The following is a 16,343-nucleotide window of genomic DNA, read 5'->3' on the forward strand; positions in this document are numbered from 1 at the left end:
TTTCAGACTATAAAGGCCTTTCTAAAGCCCTCTATCGACGTTCGAAAGCCGTTTTGAACACCGCTGGTAAAAAAAATCATTTTTTTTGCCGGCAGGGGTTTACAGTTAAAAAGTCGCTCCGTATAGTGCGCGCCATCGACGACGTACACACGTTGACGAGATGCCCAGGTGGTGAAATTGGTAGACACGCCAGCTTCAGGTGCTGGTGACCTTACGGTCGTGGAAGTTCGAGTCTTCTCCTGGGCACCAATTTCGAGTTTGAGACTAGATCAGTTTCAAGACTCACACAAAAACCCGCGAAAGCGGGTTTTTCGCATTCTGCGCCCCGCATTTTTCTGAAAATGATTTATTAAAATCAAATCAGGGGTTTACAGATCAAAAGGCGCTCCGTATAGTGCGCCACATCAACAGCGGCGACGCTGAAGATGAAGCCCAGATGGTGAAATTGGTAGACACGCCAGCTTCAGGTGCTGGTGACCTTACGGTCGTGGAAGTTCGAGTCTTCTTCTGGGCACCAATTCAAATTCAAGATCACGATCTTGAATCTCACAAAAACCCGCGAAAGCGGGTTTTTGCGTTTCCGGGGTTTGGAAAACCTGAATCCCAACGCCTATCAGACCCACCCCCTCCCCGCAAGGCGCACTTGAGAAACAATATCGTTTATCATTGTTGCAAGTTTTTGCAATGCGACAGTGAGGAACCCTGCGAATGATGTTTCGAAATACCCTGCGCCGCGGCTTGACCTTCACCCTGCTCGGCCTGGCACTCGCCACTCCCCTCACCCAGGCTGCCGACACGGTTTCCCTGACGCTCTACAACGGTCAACACAAGGAAGTCGGCGACGCGATCGCCAAAGCCTTCGAAGCCAAGACCGGCATTCACGTCAATGTCCGCAAGGGTAGCAGCAACCAGCTCGCCAGCCAGATCATCGAAGAAGGCGACCGCTCACCTGCCGACGTCATCTACACCGAAGAATCCCCGCCGCTGAACAACCTCGGCGAGCAAGGCCTGCTGGCCAAGGCTGACGATGCGACCCTGGCCGTTCTGCCGAAAAAATACGTCGCCGGCAACGGCACCTGGATCGGCGTCACCGCCCGGGTTCGCGTGGTGGCCTTCAACCCGAAACTGATCGACGAAAAAGATCTGCCCAAATCGGTGCTGGATTTCGCCGATCCGCAGTGGCAAGGCAAGGTCGGCTTCGTCCCGACCAGCGGCGCGTTCCAGGAACAGGCCGTGGCCATCATCAAAAAGCACGGTCGCGAAGCCGCCGAAGAATGGCTGACCGGTCTGCGTGCCTTCGGCAAGACCTACAGCAACAACATGGTCGCCCTCAAGGCTGTGGAAAACGGCGAAGTCGCCACCGTGCTGGTGAACAACTATTACTGGTTCGCCCTGCAACGGGAAAAAGGCCAGCTTGATTCGAAACTGCATTACTTCACCGGCGGCGACGTTGGCGGCCTGATCACCGTTTCCAGCGCAGCCGTGCTGAAATCCAGCAAACACCCAAAAGAAGCCCAGCAATTTCTCGCCTACATGGCCAGCGAAGAAGGCCAGCGCGTGATCACCCAGACCACCGCCGAATACCCGCTGCACAAAGGCATGGAATCGGATCGCGGCCTCAAGCCGTTCAGCGAACTGGAAGCGCCGGACGTCACGCCGGCCGATCTGGGCAACGCCGAAGAAGCGCTGGAGCTGGAACGTGAAGTTGGCCTGAACTGATGACCGCATCGTTATCCGCCCCCGCTACACGCGGGGGCTACGTGCCAAGGCGCAAGCGGCCGTCGATCTGGCTGGTGCTGCCGGTGTTGTTGCTGGTGGTCATGAGCCTGTTGCCGCTGGCCTACGTCGGGCTCAAGGCCTGGCAGGCGGGCTGGACCGAAGCGCTGCACTTGCTGTGGCGCCCCTATGTGTTCGGCCTGCTGCGCAACACGCTGGCGCTGATGGTTGGCGTGACCGTGACCTGTGGCGTGATCGGTCTGTCGCTGGCGTGGCTGCTGGAGCGCAGCAACTTGCCGGGGCGACGGCTGTGGGGCGTGATTCTTTGCCTGCCGTTCGCGGTGCCGGCATTCGTCAGCAGCTTTACCTGGGTTTCGCTCAGCGCACAGTTCGAAGGACTCGGCGGGGCGATCCTGGTGATGAGCCTGTCGAAGTACCCGCTGATCTTCCTACCGGTAGCCGCCACGCTGCGCAATCTTGATCCTTCTCTTGAGGAGTCCGCTCGCACCCTGGGACAGAATCGCTGGGGCGTGTTTTTCCGCGTCACCCTGCCGCTGCTCTGGCCTTCGCTGCTGGCCGGCTCGTTGCTGATCGCATTGCACATGCTCGTGGAGTTCGGCGCACTGTCGATCATTGGCCTGCAAACCTTCACCACTGCGATCTATCAGCAATTCGAACTGGAATTCAGCAATGCCAACGCGGCGATGCTGTCGGCAGTGTTGCTGGCGCTGTGCCTGATGCTGTTGTGGCTGGAGTTGCGGGTGCGCGGCAAGGGACGACATGTACGTACCGGCCAGGGTGCGGCGCGTCGAGCTGAACAAGTGCGACTGGGCCCTTGGGCGATTGCCGGTCAGCTGTATTGCCTGATGCTGGCGATTGTCGGCAGCGGGATTCCGCTGGGCATGCTGGCCTACTGGCTCGCCGTGGGATCGTCAGCGGCATTCCCGGTTGCGGCGATCACTGAAGCCTTGCTGTCTTCATTGGCGCTATCGCTGGGTGGCGCTGGATTGTGTCTGGTGCTGGCAGTGCCGGTCGGATTGCTGGTGGTGCGCTACAAGGGCCAACTGGCGATCTGGGCCGAACGCCTGCCCTATCTGCTGCACGCCCTGCCGGGATTGGTAATCGCGTTGACGCTGGTGTATTTCGCCCTGCATTACGTGCCGGCGCTGTACCAGACTTCCGCGCTATTGCTGATTGCGTATGCACTGCTGTTTCTGCCGCTGGCTCAGGCGCCGATCCGCACGGCGTTGAACAAGGCTGCCCCGCAACTCGAAGAAGCCGCCCGCACCCTCGGCGCCTCTTCGTTCACGGCGTTCTGCCGGGTGACCCTGCCGATCATCTTCCCGGCACTGGGCGCAGCGTTTGCGCTGGTGTTTCTGGATGCCATGAAAGAACTGACGGCTACATTGCTGCTGAGTCCGACCGGGCTCAACACATTGGCGACTGAAGTCTGGGCGCATACCGCAAATGTCGAGTTCGCAGCGGCGGCGCCTTATGCGGCGTTGTTGATTGTGGTGTCGGGATTGCCCGTCTACCTGCTGACAACCCGGATGTATTTGAGCCGATAAAAAAATCGCAGCCGAAGCTGCGATTTTTTTGCCCGCAACATCAAGCTCGGAACTGCCCCAGACTGGCCTTGAGTTGCGCCGCCAGACCATCCAGCACCTTGCCGCTGGCCGTAGTCTCGACGACCGCCTGTGCGGCCTTCTCGGCCTGGGCATGAATCGTTTCGACGCGCCCCCGCACAGCCTGCGCGCCTTGCGCCTGATGCGCCGCTGCCTGAGTCGCCAGGCCAATCGCCGCATGCACCTGCTCGACCGACGCCTGCACCGATTGCTGCAACCGCGCACTGTCACGCAGCACCAGCAAACCTTCGCTGGCCTGACGCCCGGCCTGACCGATCGCCTCGACCGCTTCACGGGCGCCCTGCTGCAGGGCCACGATGTGCGCTTGAATGTCTCCGGTGGAGCTTTGGGTCTTGCTCGCCAACGCCCGGACTTCATCCGCCACCACCGCAAACCCGCGGCCGGTCTCGCCAGCACGGGCCGCCTCAATAGCGGCGTTGAGCGCCAGCAGGTTGGTCTGCTCGGCGATGCCGTGAATCACGGTCAGCACCACTTCGATCTGTTCGCTCTGCTGCGCCAGCCGCTCGATGACTTTCGCCCCGGTGTCGACCTGCCCCGCCAGCGCCTCGATCAGGCTGCCGACCTTGGCCGAGGTGCGAGTGTTCTCGTCAGTGGCCTGACGAATATCGACCACCTGCTTCAACGCCGCCTGCATCGCATGGCTTTCCGACTGAGCCTCATCGGCCATTTGCGACAGCGCCCGCAGACTTTCGGCCACTTCATCACGCTGCATCCCGGCCGCTGCGTCGGCCCCGGCGTTGCGCAGGGTCATGGCGCCGATTTCCACACCGGTGCGCTGAGCCACATCCCCGGCCTCGCGCACGATCGGCTGCAACTTGTCCACAAAGCGGTTGACCGCCGAAGCCATGTCGCCGATTTCGTCCTTGCTGTTGATCTGCACGCGCTTGGTCAGATCACCCTCGCCTGCGGCCAGGTCATCCATGGCGGCGTTGAGCATTTTCAGGCGATTGACGACCCGATGACCGAGCACCACCGCCAGCAGCAACAGCACCCCGGCACCGACCAGCGCCAGGCCCATACCGATACGCCAGCGCAGAGTTGCTGCTGCGTCCTGTACGGTACTGGTGGTGTTGGCCTTCATTTCGGCAGCCGTGGATTGCGCCGATTGCAGGCGCGCACGCATGGCGGTGGCGCTGTCGGCAGCGGCGCCTTTGAGGCTGTCGCCAACCAGTTGATCGCTGCTGGCAATCAACGCTGTGAAGCGCTGATCGAGCGCTGCCAGATCGGTTTCGACCGAAGCAGTCGAGACACCCATCAGCACCTTGCCGATTTCCACGCCATTGGGATTGATCGAAGCTTCAAGGTAGTAGACCGACGGATCGTTCTTCGCCGCATCCAGCACTTTATCCAGCGCCCGCTCGCCCTGACCCTTTTCCAAAAGGGCCTTGTTGATCGGGTTTTCGCGGTTGAGGTAGCGAGTCAGATGCTGGCCGGTGGCGTCGTCATACACCACGAACAGCACGTTGGGATTACGCTGGGCCCGGCGGGCGAATTCGGAAAGGGTCGGTACGTCGCTGTCCCACATGGCACGGGGCGCCACGGAGGCCAGCAACTGAGCCATGTCATTGGCCGAATCCTTCAGGTCTTTTTCCAACGTCGCACGCAGCTGCGACTGCTCCTCCTTCAGACGCGAGGAAAGACCGGCGGTAAGACGCTGACGGGTACTCGAGGAGAGGTTGTCGAGACTCGACGTGACTTCGCGCCCGGCCTGCTCCAGCTCTCCGGACAACTTCTGGCTATCGGCGCCCAGGCGAGTGCCGAGATCGGCTTCCAGCGCGGTCACGGTGCTCCGCGTCAGGGCGACGGCCACCAGCACTTGCACCAAAAGAGCGATACCAAGGGTAACGAACACGGGCCGCAACAGACGGCTTTGTAACAGTGAGAGAACGGCTGACACTTTGAATCCCTCTACGTCTGACGCCATTAATTTGATGGCACTCTTGTAGACAGAATCACAGCAAAGGTCATGCCGTCCAACAGGCATAAACGACAAAGGCCCCGATGAAGGGGCCTTTGTTTTTTACATCAACGACTTATCAAGCGAACGGATGACGCAGAACGATAGTTTCGTTTCGGTCCGGCCCCGTCGAAATAATGTCGATCGGCGCGCCGATCAACTCTTCAACGCGTTTGATGTAGGCACGAGCGTTAGCCGGCAGCTCCTCCAGGGTCTTGGCACCCACGGTCGACTCGCTCCAGCCTGGCACTTCTTCGTACACAGGCTGCAGGCCCACGTAGCTGTCAGCGTCAGTCGGAGCAACGGCGTTGCCTTGTGCATCCTTGTAGCCGGTGCAGATGTTGATGGTTTCCAGACCGTCGAGTACGTCCAGCTTGGTCAGGCAGATGCCCGAGATGCTGTTCACATCGATAGCGCGACGCAGGATAACGGCGTCAAACCAGCCGCAACGACGGGCACGGCCGGTGGTAGCGCCGAATTCGTGACCTTGCTTGGCCAGGTGCGCACCGACTTCGTCGAACAGCTCGGTCGGGAATGGGCCCGAACCTACGCGAGTGGTGTAAGCCTTGGTGATGCCCAGGATGTAGTCCAGGAACATCGGACCAACGCCCGAACCGGTCGCCACGCCACCCGCGGTGGTGTTGGAGCTGGTCACGTACGGGTAGGTGCCGTGGTCGATGTCGAGCAACGAACCCTGGGCGCCTTCGAACATGATGTCTTTGCCGGCGCGACGCAGGTCGTGCAGCTCGGCAGTCACGTCCAGCATCAGCGGCTTGAGCAGCTCGGCGTATTCCTTGCACTCGGCCAGAGTCTTTTCGTACTCGATGGCAGCCTCTTTGTAGTAACCGACCAGCATGAAGTTGTGGTAGTCCACCAGCTCACGCAGCTTGTCTTCAAAGCGCGGCATGTTGAGCAGGTCGCCGACACGCAGACCGCGACGTGCAACCTTGTCTTCGTAAGCCGGGCCGATGCCGCGACCGGTCGTACCGATCTTCAGCTCGCCGCGGGCCTTTTCACGGGCCTGGTCCAGCGCCACGTGGAAGGACAGGATCAGCGGGCAGGAAGGGCTGATGCGCAGGCGCTCGCGCACCGGTACGCCTTTCTCTTCCAGCTTGGTGATCTCGCGCAGCAGGGCGTCAGGTGCAACCACCACGCCGTTGCCGATCAGGCACTGCACGCCTTCGCGCAGCACGCCCGACGGGATCAGGTGCAAGACGGTTTTTTCACCGTCGATCACCAGAGTGTGACCGGCGTTGTGGCCACCCTGGTAGCGCACTACGGCGGCAGCATGTTCGGTCAGCAGATCAACGATCTTGCCTTTGCCCTCATCACCCCATTGGGTGCCCAGGACTACGACATTCTTACCCATAACACTTGTCCTCATTCGCGCAAACTTGGTGCCGGCGTCAGCCGGCAGGAAAACTCAAGAAGCCAGTGGCGATACTTGCCAAAGCCCGTTCTGCTGGATCAATTGCCGGTCGCAGTCCGCATCACGGGCGGCGGCCAAAGGTTGTCCAGGCAACGCCTGAACGACACGCTGACCCTCACTGCGCAACTGGCAAACCTGCTGCCAGAGTGCCGCATCCGTACTGTCAGGCATCCAGATACCGCCAGACGGTAGCTCGATCTCAGCACGCCCCAGGGTCACCAGGGTTTTCAAATCGGTGGAGAAGCCCGTAGCCGGACGGGCGCGACCGAAGTCGGCGCCGATGTCGTCGTAGCGACCGCCCTGGGCGATGGACTGGCCAACACCTGGCACGAACACCGCGAACACCACACCGGTGTGGTAGTGATAACCGCGAAGCTCGCCGAGGTCGAAGTACAGCGGCAGCTCCGGGAAGCGCACCGACAGACGCTCGGCGATCGCCAGCAAATCTTCCAGCGCCGCCAGTACCGGTGCCGGCGCATTGGCCAGACGCTCGCGGGCAGCGCTCAGCACCTCACGGCCGCCGCACAGGTCGACCAGCGCACGCAGCATGCCGGACAGATCGGCCGGCAGGCCTTCGGTCAGGGTAATGACCTCGTCGATGGCCTTGCGTTGCAACGCATCGAACAACTGCTGCTCGACTTCACCCGACAGGCCAGCCGCCTGGGCCAGACCGCGATAGATGCCGACATGCCCGAGGTCCATGTGCACGTCCGGCACATCGGCCAGTTGCAACATGGCCAGCATCAGGCTGATGACTTCGACGTCGCTGCTCGGGCTGGCATCGCCGTACAACTCGGCGCCCAGCTGGATCGGGCTGCGCGAGGACGACAAGGCACGCGGCTGTGCATGCAGCACGCTGCCGGCGTAGCACAGACGGCTCGGGCCTTCGCGCCGCAGGGTGTGCGCATCGATGCGCGCCACTTGCGGCGTGATGTCGGCACGGAAACCCATCTGCCGGCCCGATTGCGGGTCGATGACCTTGAAGGTACGCAGATCCAGGTCCTGGCCCGCGCCGGTCAGCAGGGATTCCAGGTACTCGATATGGGGAGTCACGACAAACTCGTAACCCCAGCTCTGGAACAGATCCAACACCTGACGACGCGCGACTTCAATGCGCGCCGCTTCCGGTGGCAGTACTTCTTCGATGCCATCTGGCAGCAGCCAGCGGTCTACCGTTGCCATTACGCCATTCCCCTTAGATCCGGGCGGCCAGCCCGAGGGCGAGCCTTGAGTGAAGCAGAAAATGACCGGTACGTTCAAAACGCACGCGCATGGACGACGCGGCGAAAGGCCTGTTACCGGCTTCGCCCATCACTTTCCTCGAAAAACTGTCGGGCCATTCAACCCGATCCTCTGCAACAAAAACAGCAATCAAACGTGCAGACGCAAAAAAGCCGGGAATTTCCCGGCTGCCGCATCATACACACGTTTTCCCAAAGGATCACCCCGCCCGAGGTTTTAGCCGCCGGGCGGAATGATTCAGGTCAACGTCGTATCAAGGCTTGGACTTTTCCAGGTAACGGAAGAAGTCGCTGCTTGGGTCGAGGACCAGGACGTCGGATTTGTTCGCGAAGCTTTCACGGTAGGCACGCAGGCTACGGTAGAAACCGTAGAATTCCTGATCCTGGCCGTAGGCCTTGGAGTAGATCGCAGCGGCCTGGGCATCACCGTCACCGCGAATCTCTTCGGATTCACGATAGGCTTCAGCCAGCAACACACGGCGTTGACGATCGGCGTCGGCACGGATGCCTTCGGCCAGCTCGTTACCCTTGGCGCGGTGCTCGCGAGCTTCACGCTCACGCTCGGTGCTCATACGTTCGAACACGCTGCGGTTCACTTCTTTCGGCAGATCGATGGCCTTGACCCGGACATCAACCACTTCGATACCCAGCTCCTTTTCCGCCATCTTGTTCAGCGATGCGGTGATGTCAGCCATGAGTGCATCGCGCTCACCCGAGACCACTTCGTGCAGGGTGCGCTTGCCGAACTGGTCACGCAGACCCGATTCCAGACGACGGGACAGACGCTCGTCGGCGATCTGCTTGAGGCCGGAGGTTGCGGTGTAGAAGCGCTCGGCATCTTTCACGCGCCACTTGGCGTAGGCATCGACCATCACGGCTTTCTTTTCCAGCGTCAGGAAACGCTGTGTCGGCGCATCCAGCGTCATCAGACGTGCGTCGAATTTACGCACCTGGTTAACGTAAGGAACCTTCACATGCAGACCTGGCTGAACATCAGCCTGAACCACGCGACCGAATTGCAGCAACACCGCGCGCTCGGTCTGAGCGACGATGTAGAAGCAGTTCCAGCCAACCAATACCACAACAACGCCAACGATCAGGGCGATCAGCGATTTATTGCTCATCAGCGGGTCTCCCTTGTGCGCGACTGCGGCACGTCAGTGACATGCGGCGTGACGTCCGTGTTGTTGCTGGCGGCAGCCGAACCGGTGACCGGTGCATTACTGCCCGAACTGTTCTGAATCATTTTGTCCAGCGGCAGGTAAAGCAGGTTGCTCTGGCCGTTTTTGTTGCCGGTCACGAGCACCTTGCTGGTGCTGCTGAAGACTTCCTGCATGGTGTCCAGGTACAGACGCTGGCGAGTGACCTCGGGCGCCTTGCGATACTCGGCAACCAGTTTGGTGAAACGATCTGCCTCACCCTTGGCGCGCGAGACCGTTTCGTCACGGTAACCGTTGGCATCTTCAAGGATACGCTGGGCCTGACCACGGGCTTCCGGCACCACGCCGTTGGCGTAGGTTTCAGCCTGGTTGCGCGAACGCTGCTCGTCTTCACGGGCGCGGATCACGTCATCGAAGGCTTCCTGCACTTCACGCGGTGCCGCTGCGCTCTGTACGTTGACCTGGGTGACGGTGATACCGGTGCGATAGGTATCGAGGAAACGTTGCAGACGCTCCTTGATCTCGCTGGCCATCAGCTCACGACCTTCGGTCAGCACCTGGTCCATTGCAGTGGAGCCCACCACATGGCGCAGCGCACTGTCGGTCGCATGTTGCAGGCTGATTTCCGGCTGGTCGACGTTCAGCACGAAGTCCTGCAGGTTGCTGATCTTGTACTGCACGGTCAGCGGCACTTCGACGATGTTCTCGTCTTCGGTCAGCATCTGGCCCTGCTTGGTGTAGGCACGCTCACGCGTGACGTTCTCCATGTACTTCTTGTCGATCGGCGGGAAGTAGATGTTCAGGCCGGGACCGACAGTCTCGTAGTACTTGCCGAAGCGCAGCACCACGGCCTGCTCCTGCTCGTCCACGACGTACACCGCGCTGTACAGCCAGACGGCCGCCAGCACGACCAGGCCGATGCCGAGCAGGCCGCCGAAGCCACCGCTCTTGCCCGAGCCACCACCGTCATCACCGCGTTTTTTTCCACCACCGAACAACCCGTTCAGGCTTTCCTGCAGCTTTCGGAAGGCCTCGTCGAGATCCGGCGGCCCCTTGCGGTCGCCGTTGTTGCGACGCTTGCCACCCCAAGGATCCTGATTGTTCGAGTTGCCACCCGGCTCATTCCAAGCCATAGCGCTCTCCATCTGATAAAGCAAAGACGCACCCACGGCGCGCCGACCAATGCTACAGAATGCCTGCCGTTGCGGCACAACCGCTTTGTCAGGCTTTTATTGCAAAGTGTGTTGCTCGATGAACTCCGTCGGCACAACGCCTTCACGACTGACCAGTCGATTGAGCTCCGAGCGTGGCAATCGAACGGCCAGCAAGCTGACACCTTCTTCGTCGTATTCTTCTTTCTGCACCGCGCCCAACTCGAAAAACTGTGCACGCAGACGCGCAAACCGCTGAGGCAAACGCAAGGTACCCACGAACAAATCGCTGCCGAGCAATTCGGCAATGGCTTGCTCAAGCAATTCCAGACCGGTGCCATCACGGGCTGACAACCAGACCCGCTGGGGCTTGCCGTTTTCATCGCGCTGGATTTGTGGCTCAACGCCTTCAAGCAAATCGAGTTTGTTATAGACCTCGAGGATCGGCAAGTCCTGGGCACCGATCTCGCCCAGTACCACCATCACCTGCTCGATCTGCAACATGCGATCCGGTTCGGCCGCATCGATCACGTGCAACAGCAGGTCGGAGTTGCTCGACTCTTCGAGCGTAGACCGAAATGCCTCGACCAGTTTGTGCGGCAAATGGCGAATGAAACCCACGGTGTCGGCCAGGACAATCGGCCCCAGGTCGTCCAGATCCAGACGGCGCAGGGTCGGGTCGAGCGTGGCGAACAGCTGGTCAGCAGCGTACACGTCGGACTTGGTCACGTTATTGAACAGCGTGGATTTACCGGCGTTGGTATATCCCACCAGAGACACGGTAGGGATATCCGCACGCGAGCGGCCGCGACGCGACTGTTCGCGCTGGCTGCGCACTTTTTCCAGTCGGCCCTTGATCTGGCGCAGGCGTACCCGCAGCAGTCGCCGGTCGGTTTCGAGCTGGGTTTCACCCGGGCCGCGCATGCCGATACCGCCACCCTGACGCTCAAGGTGAGTCCAACCGCGGACCAGCCGGGTGCTCATGTGGTCAAGCTGGGCCAGCTCTACCTGGAGCTTGCCCTCATGGGTACGGGCGCGTTGGGCGAAAATATCGAGAATCAGACCGGTACGGTCGATCACGCGACACTCGAAAACACGTTCGAGGTTACGTTCCTGACTGGGCGTGAGGACGTGATTGAAGATCACCAGATCGGCTTCTTCGGCGTGAACCAGGTCGCGCAGTTCCTCGACCTTGCCGCTGCCAATCAGGTATTTGGCGGTTGGCCGATGACGCGGCACGTTAAAAAACGCAACGGTCTCGGCGCCAGCCGAATTTGCCAGTTCCTGAAACTCCTGCGGATCTTCGCGCGCCTCAGGGTCCTGTCCATCCAAGTGAACGAGGATGACTCGTTCACCACCACCGTGGCGCTCAAAGAACAAAGGAGACTCCTATCAGGCGTTACCTGGCTCAGCGTCACCTGCTTCGGATTCGGTTGCGCTTGGCAGACGAATTGGACGAACCGGCACGACTGTAGAGATAGCGTGTTTGTAAACCATCTGGCTGACGGTGTTCTTCAGCAGGATAACGAACTGGTCGAACGACTCGATCGTGCCTTGCAGTTTGATCCCGTTCACCAGGTAGATGGAAACCCCCACTTTCTCTTTACGTAAAGTATTCAAGTAAGGGTCTTGTAGCGAATGCCCTTTTGACATGTGCCGCACTCCTTTAAGGATTCAATATAAAAAATAGGTAAACAGATGGCTTTTGCCGCCACACCCCCAAGGATAGACGGCAATTGCAAGGACTCAGCTCAATATGGAGATCGTCCCAAGGTATTTCAAGGCGCGTGGCAGATTGTCGCAATCCAGACTGTCGAGCCAGTGTAAATCTTTCCAGCTGCGCAGCCAGGTGAACTGGCGTTTGGCCAATTGGCGCGTGGCGATGATGCCCCGCTCCTGCATCTCGGCCGACGTCAGCTTGCCATCCAGGAAGTCCCAGACCTGGCGGTAGCCTACCGCACGTATAGACGGCAACCCGGCATGCAGGTCACTTCTATTACGCAGGGCTACGACCTCGTCGATGAATCCCTGTTCCAGCATACTTGTGAATCTTTGTTTAATGCGCTCGTGCAGTACCTGGCGATTAGTTGGTGCAATCGCCAGGTTCGCGACAGTATAGGGCAATTGTTGCAGTCCCGATGCGGCCGCTTCAGCACTTTGCGCAGATTGTTGCAGGCGCAGCGAAGTCATGCTCTGACCGCTGACCCGGTAAACTTCCAGCGCACGACTCAGTCGTTGTGGATCGTTCGGATGGATGCGTGCCGCCGACTCGGGATCGATGACCGCCAGTTGCTCGTGCAGGGCTTGCCAGCCAAGGCGTGCAGCCTCTTCTTCAATCTGCGCGCGAACCTCGGGATCGGCCGCCGGCATGTCCGCCAGACCTTCGATCAAAGCCTTGTAATAGAGCATCGTGCCGCCCACCAGCAGCGGAATTTTTCCACGTGCGGTGATCTCGGCCATGGCCTCCAGCGCATCACGACGGAAATCCGCTGCCGAATAGGCTTCGGCCGGATCGAGAATGTCGATCAGTCGATGAGGGAATTCGGCCAGCAGTTCTTTGGAAGGCTTGGCGGTGCCGATGTCCATGCCGCGATAGACCAGCGCCGAATCGACGCTGATCAGCTCGCACGGCAGCACCTTGGTCAGCTCGATGGCCAGGTCGGTCTTGCCCGCAGCGGTCGGGCCCATCAGGAAAATCGCTGGAGGAAGCTGGCTCATCAACGACCGCGCAGGAACAGTTTGTCCAGATCGTCCAGGCCCAGTTGGGTCCAGGTCGGTCGGCCATGGTTGCATTGACCGCTGCGTTCAGTGTTTTCCATGTCACGCAGCAGGCCGTTCATTTCCGGCAGGGCCAGGCGGCGGTTGGCGCGGATCGCGCCGTGGCAGGCCATGGTGCCGAGCAGTTCGTTCAAATGTGCCTGGATCCGGTCGCTGGTACCGTATTCCATCAAGTCCGACAGGACATCGCCCACCAGACGGTTGGCTTCAGCCTGCTTGAGCAGGGCCGGGATCTGCCGGATGGCCAGGGTTTCCGGGCCAAGGCGCTGCAATTCAAAACCGAGGCGCTGGAACCATGCCGCATGTTCTTCGGCGCAATCGGCCTCGCGCTGACTGACCGCCAGCGATTCCGGCACCAGCAGCGGCTGGCCGCTCAGGCCTTCGCTGGCCATGGCGATCTTCAGACGCTCGTACATGATCCGCTCGTGAGCGGCGTGCATGTCCACCAAAACCAGGCCCTGGGCGTTCTCGGACAGAATATAGATGCCCTTGAGCTGCGCAAGCGCGTAGCCCAGCGGCGGAATGTCTTCCTGACCGGCCGGCAGCGCGTTGGCATTCGCTTCAGGCAGCGGCGCAAAAAACTCGCGATACGCGGCCTGAGCCTCGGCGGCCGGCACGGCGGATTGCGGACGCGGCGTGTATTGATACTGATAAGCGCCGCCAGCGCTGGCACCCGACGAGGTATTGAACGCCGGTTGCGCCTGCGGCTGCTCCAGCAACGCGTTGGCCGCCAGACGCATTTCGCCCTGCGGCCCGAATTCACCAGCTTCAAGGCCGGTCGGCCGGACAATCGCGGTGGTGACCGAACCGGCAAGCTGATCTTCCGGCCGCACATCGCCGAGGGCACGGTGCAAGGTGCCATACAGGAAGTCATGCACCATGCGTCCGTCACGGAAGCGCACTTCGTGTTTGGTCGGGTGCACGTTGACGTCGACCGCTGCCGGATCGACCTCGAAAAACAGTGCGAACGTCGGATGCCGGCCATTGAACAGCACATCGCGATAAGCCTGACGCACCGCGTGGGCCACCAGTTTGTCGCGCACCGCACGGCCGTTGACGAAGAAATACTGCAAGTCCGCCTGACTGCGGTTGAAGGTCGGCAGACCGACCCAGCCCCACAAATGCAGGCCATTGCGTTCGATCTCGATCGGCAGCGCCTGCTCGAGGAAGCCCGAACCGCAGATCGCCGCCACACGCCGGGCGCGGGCCGCATCATCGTGGGCTTCGTGCAGGCTGAGGATGGTCTTGCCGTTGTGGCGCAAATGGAAAGCCACGTCGAAACGCGCCAGCGCCAGACGCTTGATCACTTCCTGCAGGTGATCGAATTCAGTTTTTTCGGTCTTGAGAAATTTGCGCCGTGCCGGGGTGTTGAAGAACAGGTCACGGACCTCCACCGAGGTGCCGACCGGATGCGCCGCCGGCTGCACGCGGGGCGCCATGTCGCGGCCTTCGGTCTCGACCTGCCAGGCCTGATCGGCGTCGCGGGTACGCGAGGTCAGGGTCAGACGCGCCACGGAGCTGATCGAAGCCAAAGCCTCACCCCGGAAACCCAGGCTCATCACCTGTTCGAGGTCTTCCAGGTTACGGATCTTGCTGGTGGCGTGACGGGCCAGGGCCAGCGGCAGGTCATCAGCGGAAATGCCGCTGCCGTCGTCACGCACTCGCAGCAGTTTGACGCCGCCCTGCTCGACATCGACGTCGATACGCTTGGCGCCGGAGTCGAGGCTGTTTTCCAGCAGCTCCTTGATCACCGAGGCCGGGCGTTCGACTACCTCACCGGCGGCGATCTGGTTCGCCAGCCGCGGGCTGAGCAGTTCAATGCGGGCAGCGTTCAGGACCTGGTTCATTCTTTGGACGCCAGTTCGGTGCCGGGAATGGTCAGGTGCTGACCGACTTTCAGATCATCGCTTTTCAGATTGTTGGCACTACGCAGTGTGGCCGGCGAAATCTGATACCGCACGGCAATCATCGCCACGGTCTCACCCGGACCTACCCGGTGATCACGCGGTCCCTGAGCGATCTTGCCCGAATCACGCAGCCAGGCGATGTAAGTGCCCGGTGGCGGATTCTGCTGGAAGAACTGGCGCACGCCGCTGCTGATCGAGCGCGCCAGCGCCTGCTGGTGGCTCGCTGCCGAGAGTTTGCTCGCTTCGTTGGCGTTGGAGATGAAGCCGGTTTCCACCAGGATCGACGGGATGTCCGGCGATTTCAGCACCATGAATCCGGCCTGTTCCACGCGCTGCTTGTGCAGCGGGGTGACCCGGCCAATGTTGGTCAGGACCTTCTGGCCGACGTTGAGGCTGGAGGTCAGCGAGGCGGTCATCGACAGGTCGAGCAGAACGCCGGCCAGCATCCGGTCCTTGTCGTCGAGGCTGACGTTGCCGGCACCGCCGATCAGGTCGGAACGGTTTTCGCTGTCGGCCAGCCAACGGGCGGTTTCCGAGGTGGCTCCACGATCAGACAGGGCAAACACCGACGCACCGAACGCGGCCGCAGACGGCGCAGCGTCGGCGTGGATCGAGACGAACAGGTCGGCGCCCTTCTTGCGGGCAATCTCGGTACGACCGCGCAACGGGATGAAGTAGTCGCCGGTACGGGTGAGTTCGGCGCGGAAGCCTTTCATGCCGTTGACCTGACGCTGCAGCTCACGGGCGATCTGCAACACCACGTCCTTCTCACGCTGGCCGCGCGAACCCGACGCTCCAGGGTCTTCGCCACCGTGACCGGCATCGATCACCACAATGATGTCGCGCTTGCCGGCCGGGGCCGGTGGCAGCTTGATCGCAGGTTCCGCCGGTGTGACAGGCACTGCAGGAACGGTCGCGACCGACGGCGCAGGTGCAGGCGGCGGTGCGGCGTCAGCCGGGTTGTCGAACAGGTCGACCACCAGACGGTTGCCATACTGGGCGTTCGGCGCCAGCGAGAAGCTTTTCGGAGTGACCGCTTTTTTCAGGTCGATGACCACCCGCAGGTCGGTCGGCGTACGCTGGGCCGAGCGCATGGCGGTGATCGGCGTGTTGGCGGTCTGCACATTCAGCGGCGCGCCGAGGGTGGCGCCGTTGATGTCGATCACCAGACGATCCGGCGCGGTCAGCGTGAAGACGCTGTGCTGCACCGGGCCTGTCAGGTCAAACACCAGTCGCGTGTTGTCCGGCGCCCGCCACAGGCGCACGCTGTTGACCTTCGTCTCGGCCACAGCGTTGACGGTTACTGCCATCAACATCAGTCCAGCGGCAGCCACCAACGCGCGAAAGCGCATACCTAA

The 16,343-nt window shown here is 60.9% G+C and carries 12 protein-coding genes and 2 tRNA genes; 4 read left to right on the forward strand and 10 right to left on the reverse strand.

Annotation, left to right across the window (positions count from 1 at the left end):
* The first annotated feature begins 162 nt into the window (after positions 1 to 162).
* The 4 genes from CAF80_RS17365 to CAF80_RS17380 all read left to right on the forward strand — a co-directional run bounded on the left by CAF80_RS17365 (position 163) and on the right by CAF80_RS17380 (position 3,284).
* Positions 163 to 249 (forward strand) — tRNA-Leu (locus CAF80_RS17365).
* A 181-nt stretch (positions 250 to 430) separates the two neighbouring features.
* Positions 431 to 517, forward strand: a tRNA-Leu gene (locus tag CAF80_RS17370).
* A gap of 191 nt (positions 518 to 708) precedes the next feature.
* A complete protein-coding gene (locus tag CAF80_RS17375) occupies positions 709 to 1,719 on the forward strand; it encodes an extracellular solute-binding protein (protein WP_085648072.1) in 1,011 nt (336 codons plus the stop codon).
* Positions 1,719 to 3,284, forward strand: a complete 1,566-nt coding sequence (locus CAF80_RS17380; protein WP_064593105.1) for an iron ABC transporter permease — start codon at positions 1,719 to 1,721, stop codon at positions 3,282 to 3,284. Before CAF80_RS17375 ends, CAF80_RS17380 begins: the two co-directional genes overlap by 1 nt.
* Before the next feature lie 40 nt (positions 3,285 to 3,324).
* Here the strand turns inward: CAF80_RS17380 and CAF80_RS17385 are convergent, their stop codons facing one another.
* From CAF80_RS17385 to CAF80_RS17430, 10 genes are all read right to left on the reverse strand, one after another.
* A complete protein-coding gene (locus CAF80_RS17385) occupies positions 3,325 to 5,259 on the reverse strand; it encodes a methyl-accepting chemotaxis protein (RefSeq protein WP_085667725.1) in 1,935 nt (644 codons plus the stop codon).
* Positions 5,260 to 5,398: 139 nt separating this feature from the next.
* On the reverse strand, positions 5,399 to 6,688 hold the full coding sequence (locus CAF80_RS17390; protein WP_039766659.1) for an adenylosuccinate synthase: 1,290 nt from the start codon (positions 6,686 to 6,688) through the stop codon (positions 5,399 to 5,401).
* Positions 6,689 to 6,742: 54 nt separating this feature from the next.
* Entirely contained in the window at positions 6,743 to 7,930 is a 1,188-nt protein-coding gene (locus CAF80_RS17395; protein WP_011332186.1) for an ATP phosphoribosyltransferase regulatory subunit, read from the reverse strand.
* Between the two features lie 313 nt (positions 7,931 to 8,243).
* On the reverse strand, positions 8,244 to 9,113 hold the full coding sequence (hflC, locus tag CAF80_RS17400) for a protease modulator HflC (protein WP_007950723.1): 870 nt from the start codon (positions 9,111 to 9,113) through the stop codon (positions 8,244 to 8,246).
* Entirely contained in the window at positions 9,113 to 10,282 is a 1,170-nt protein-coding gene (hflK, locus tag CAF80_RS17405) for an FtsH protease activity modulator HflK (RefSeq protein WP_039766653.1), read from the reverse strand. The genes hflC and hflK overlap by 1 nt, the downstream gene beginning before the upstream one ends.
* A gap of 96 nt (positions 10,283 to 10,378) precedes the next feature.
* Positions 10,379 to 11,680, reverse strand: a complete 1,302-nt coding sequence (gene hflX, locus CAF80_RS17410; protein ID WP_074689634.1) for a ribosome rescue GTPase HflX — start codon at positions 11,678 to 11,680, stop codon at positions 10,379 to 10,381.
* 12 nt (positions 11,681 to 11,692) lie between these two features.
* On the reverse strand, positions 11,693 to 11,953 hold the full coding sequence (hfq, locus tag CAF80_RS17415; protein WP_007902656.1) for an RNA chaperone Hfq: 261 nt from the start codon (positions 11,951 to 11,953) through the stop codon (positions 11,693 to 11,695).
* 93 nt (positions 11,954 to 12,046) lie between these two features.
* Positions 12,047 to 13,018 carry a tRNA (adenosine(37)-N6)-dimethylallyltransferase MiaA gene (miaA, locus tag CAF80_RS17420; protein ID WP_085667724.1) on the reverse strand — a complete coding sequence of 324 codons (972 nt, stop codon included), beginning with the start codon at positions 13,016 to 13,018 and terminating at the stop codon, positions 12,047 to 12,049.
* Positions 13,018 to 14,925: a DNA mismatch repair endonuclease MutL gene (mutL, locus tag CAF80_RS17425; RefSeq protein WP_085667723.1), complete on the reverse strand. Its 1,908-nt coding sequence runs from the start codon at positions 14,923 to 14,925 to the stop codon at positions 13,018 to 13,020. The genes miaA and mutL overlap by 1 nt, the downstream gene beginning before the upstream one ends.
* On the reverse strand, positions 14,922 to 16,301 hold the full coding sequence (locus tag CAF80_RS17430; RefSeq protein ID WP_371916417.1) for an N-acetylmuramoyl-L-alanine amidase: 1,380 nt from the start codon (positions 16,299 to 16,301) through the stop codon (positions 14,922 to 14,924). The genes mutL and CAF80_RS17430 overlap by 4 nt, the downstream gene beginning before the upstream one ends.
* Positions 16,302 to 16,343: the final 42 nt, after the last annotated feature.

This window comes from Pseudomonas sp. B34(2017) (assembly GCF_002112915.1).
GTDB lineage: Bacteria > Pseudomonadota > Gammaproteobacteria > Pseudomonadales > Pseudomonadaceae > Aquipseudomonas > Aquipseudomonas pharyngis.

Excerpts from the sequence above, each read along its gene's own strand:
- hflK (WP_039766653.1), bottom strand. The coding sequence starts at position 10,282 with ATGGCTTGGAATGAGCCGGGTGGCAACTCGAACAATCAGGATCCTTGG.
- CAF80_RS17390 (WP_039766659.1), bottom strand. The coding sequence starts at position 6,688 with ATGGGTAAGAATGTCGTAGTCCTGGGCACCCAATGGGGTGATGAGGGC.
- mutL (WP_085667723.1), bottom strand. The coding sequence starts at position 14,925 with ATGAACCAGGTCCTGAACGCTGCCCGCATTGAACTGCTCAGCCCGCGG.
- CAF80_RS17395 (WP_011332186.1), bottom strand. The coding sequence starts at position 7,930 with ATGGCAACGGTAGACCGCTGGCTGCTGCCAGATGGCATCGAAGAAGTA.
- CAF80_RS17375 (WP_085648072.1), top strand. The coding sequence starts at position 709 with ATGATGTTTCGAAATACCCTGCGCCGCGGCTTGACCTTCACCCTGCTC.
- hfq (WP_007902656.1), bottom strand. The coding sequence starts at position 11,953 with ATGTCAAAAGGGCATTCGCTACAAGACCCTTACTTGAATACTTTACGT.
- hflC (WP_007950723.1), bottom strand. The coding sequence starts at position 9,113 with ATGAGCAATAAATCGCTGATCGCCCTGATCGTTGGCGTTGTTGTGGTA.
- CAF80_RS17430 (WP_371916417.1), bottom strand. The coding sequence starts at position 16,301 with ATGTTGATGGCAGTAACCGTCAACGCTGTGGCCGAGACGAAGGTCAAC.
- CAF80_RS17380 (WP_064593105.1), top strand. The coding sequence starts at position 1,719 with ATGACCGCATCGTTATCCGCCCCCGCTACACGCGGGGGCTACGTGCCA.
- miaA (WP_085667724.1), bottom strand. The coding sequence starts at position 13,018 with ATGAGCCAGCTTCCTCCAGCGATTTTCCTGATGGGCCCGACCGCTGCG.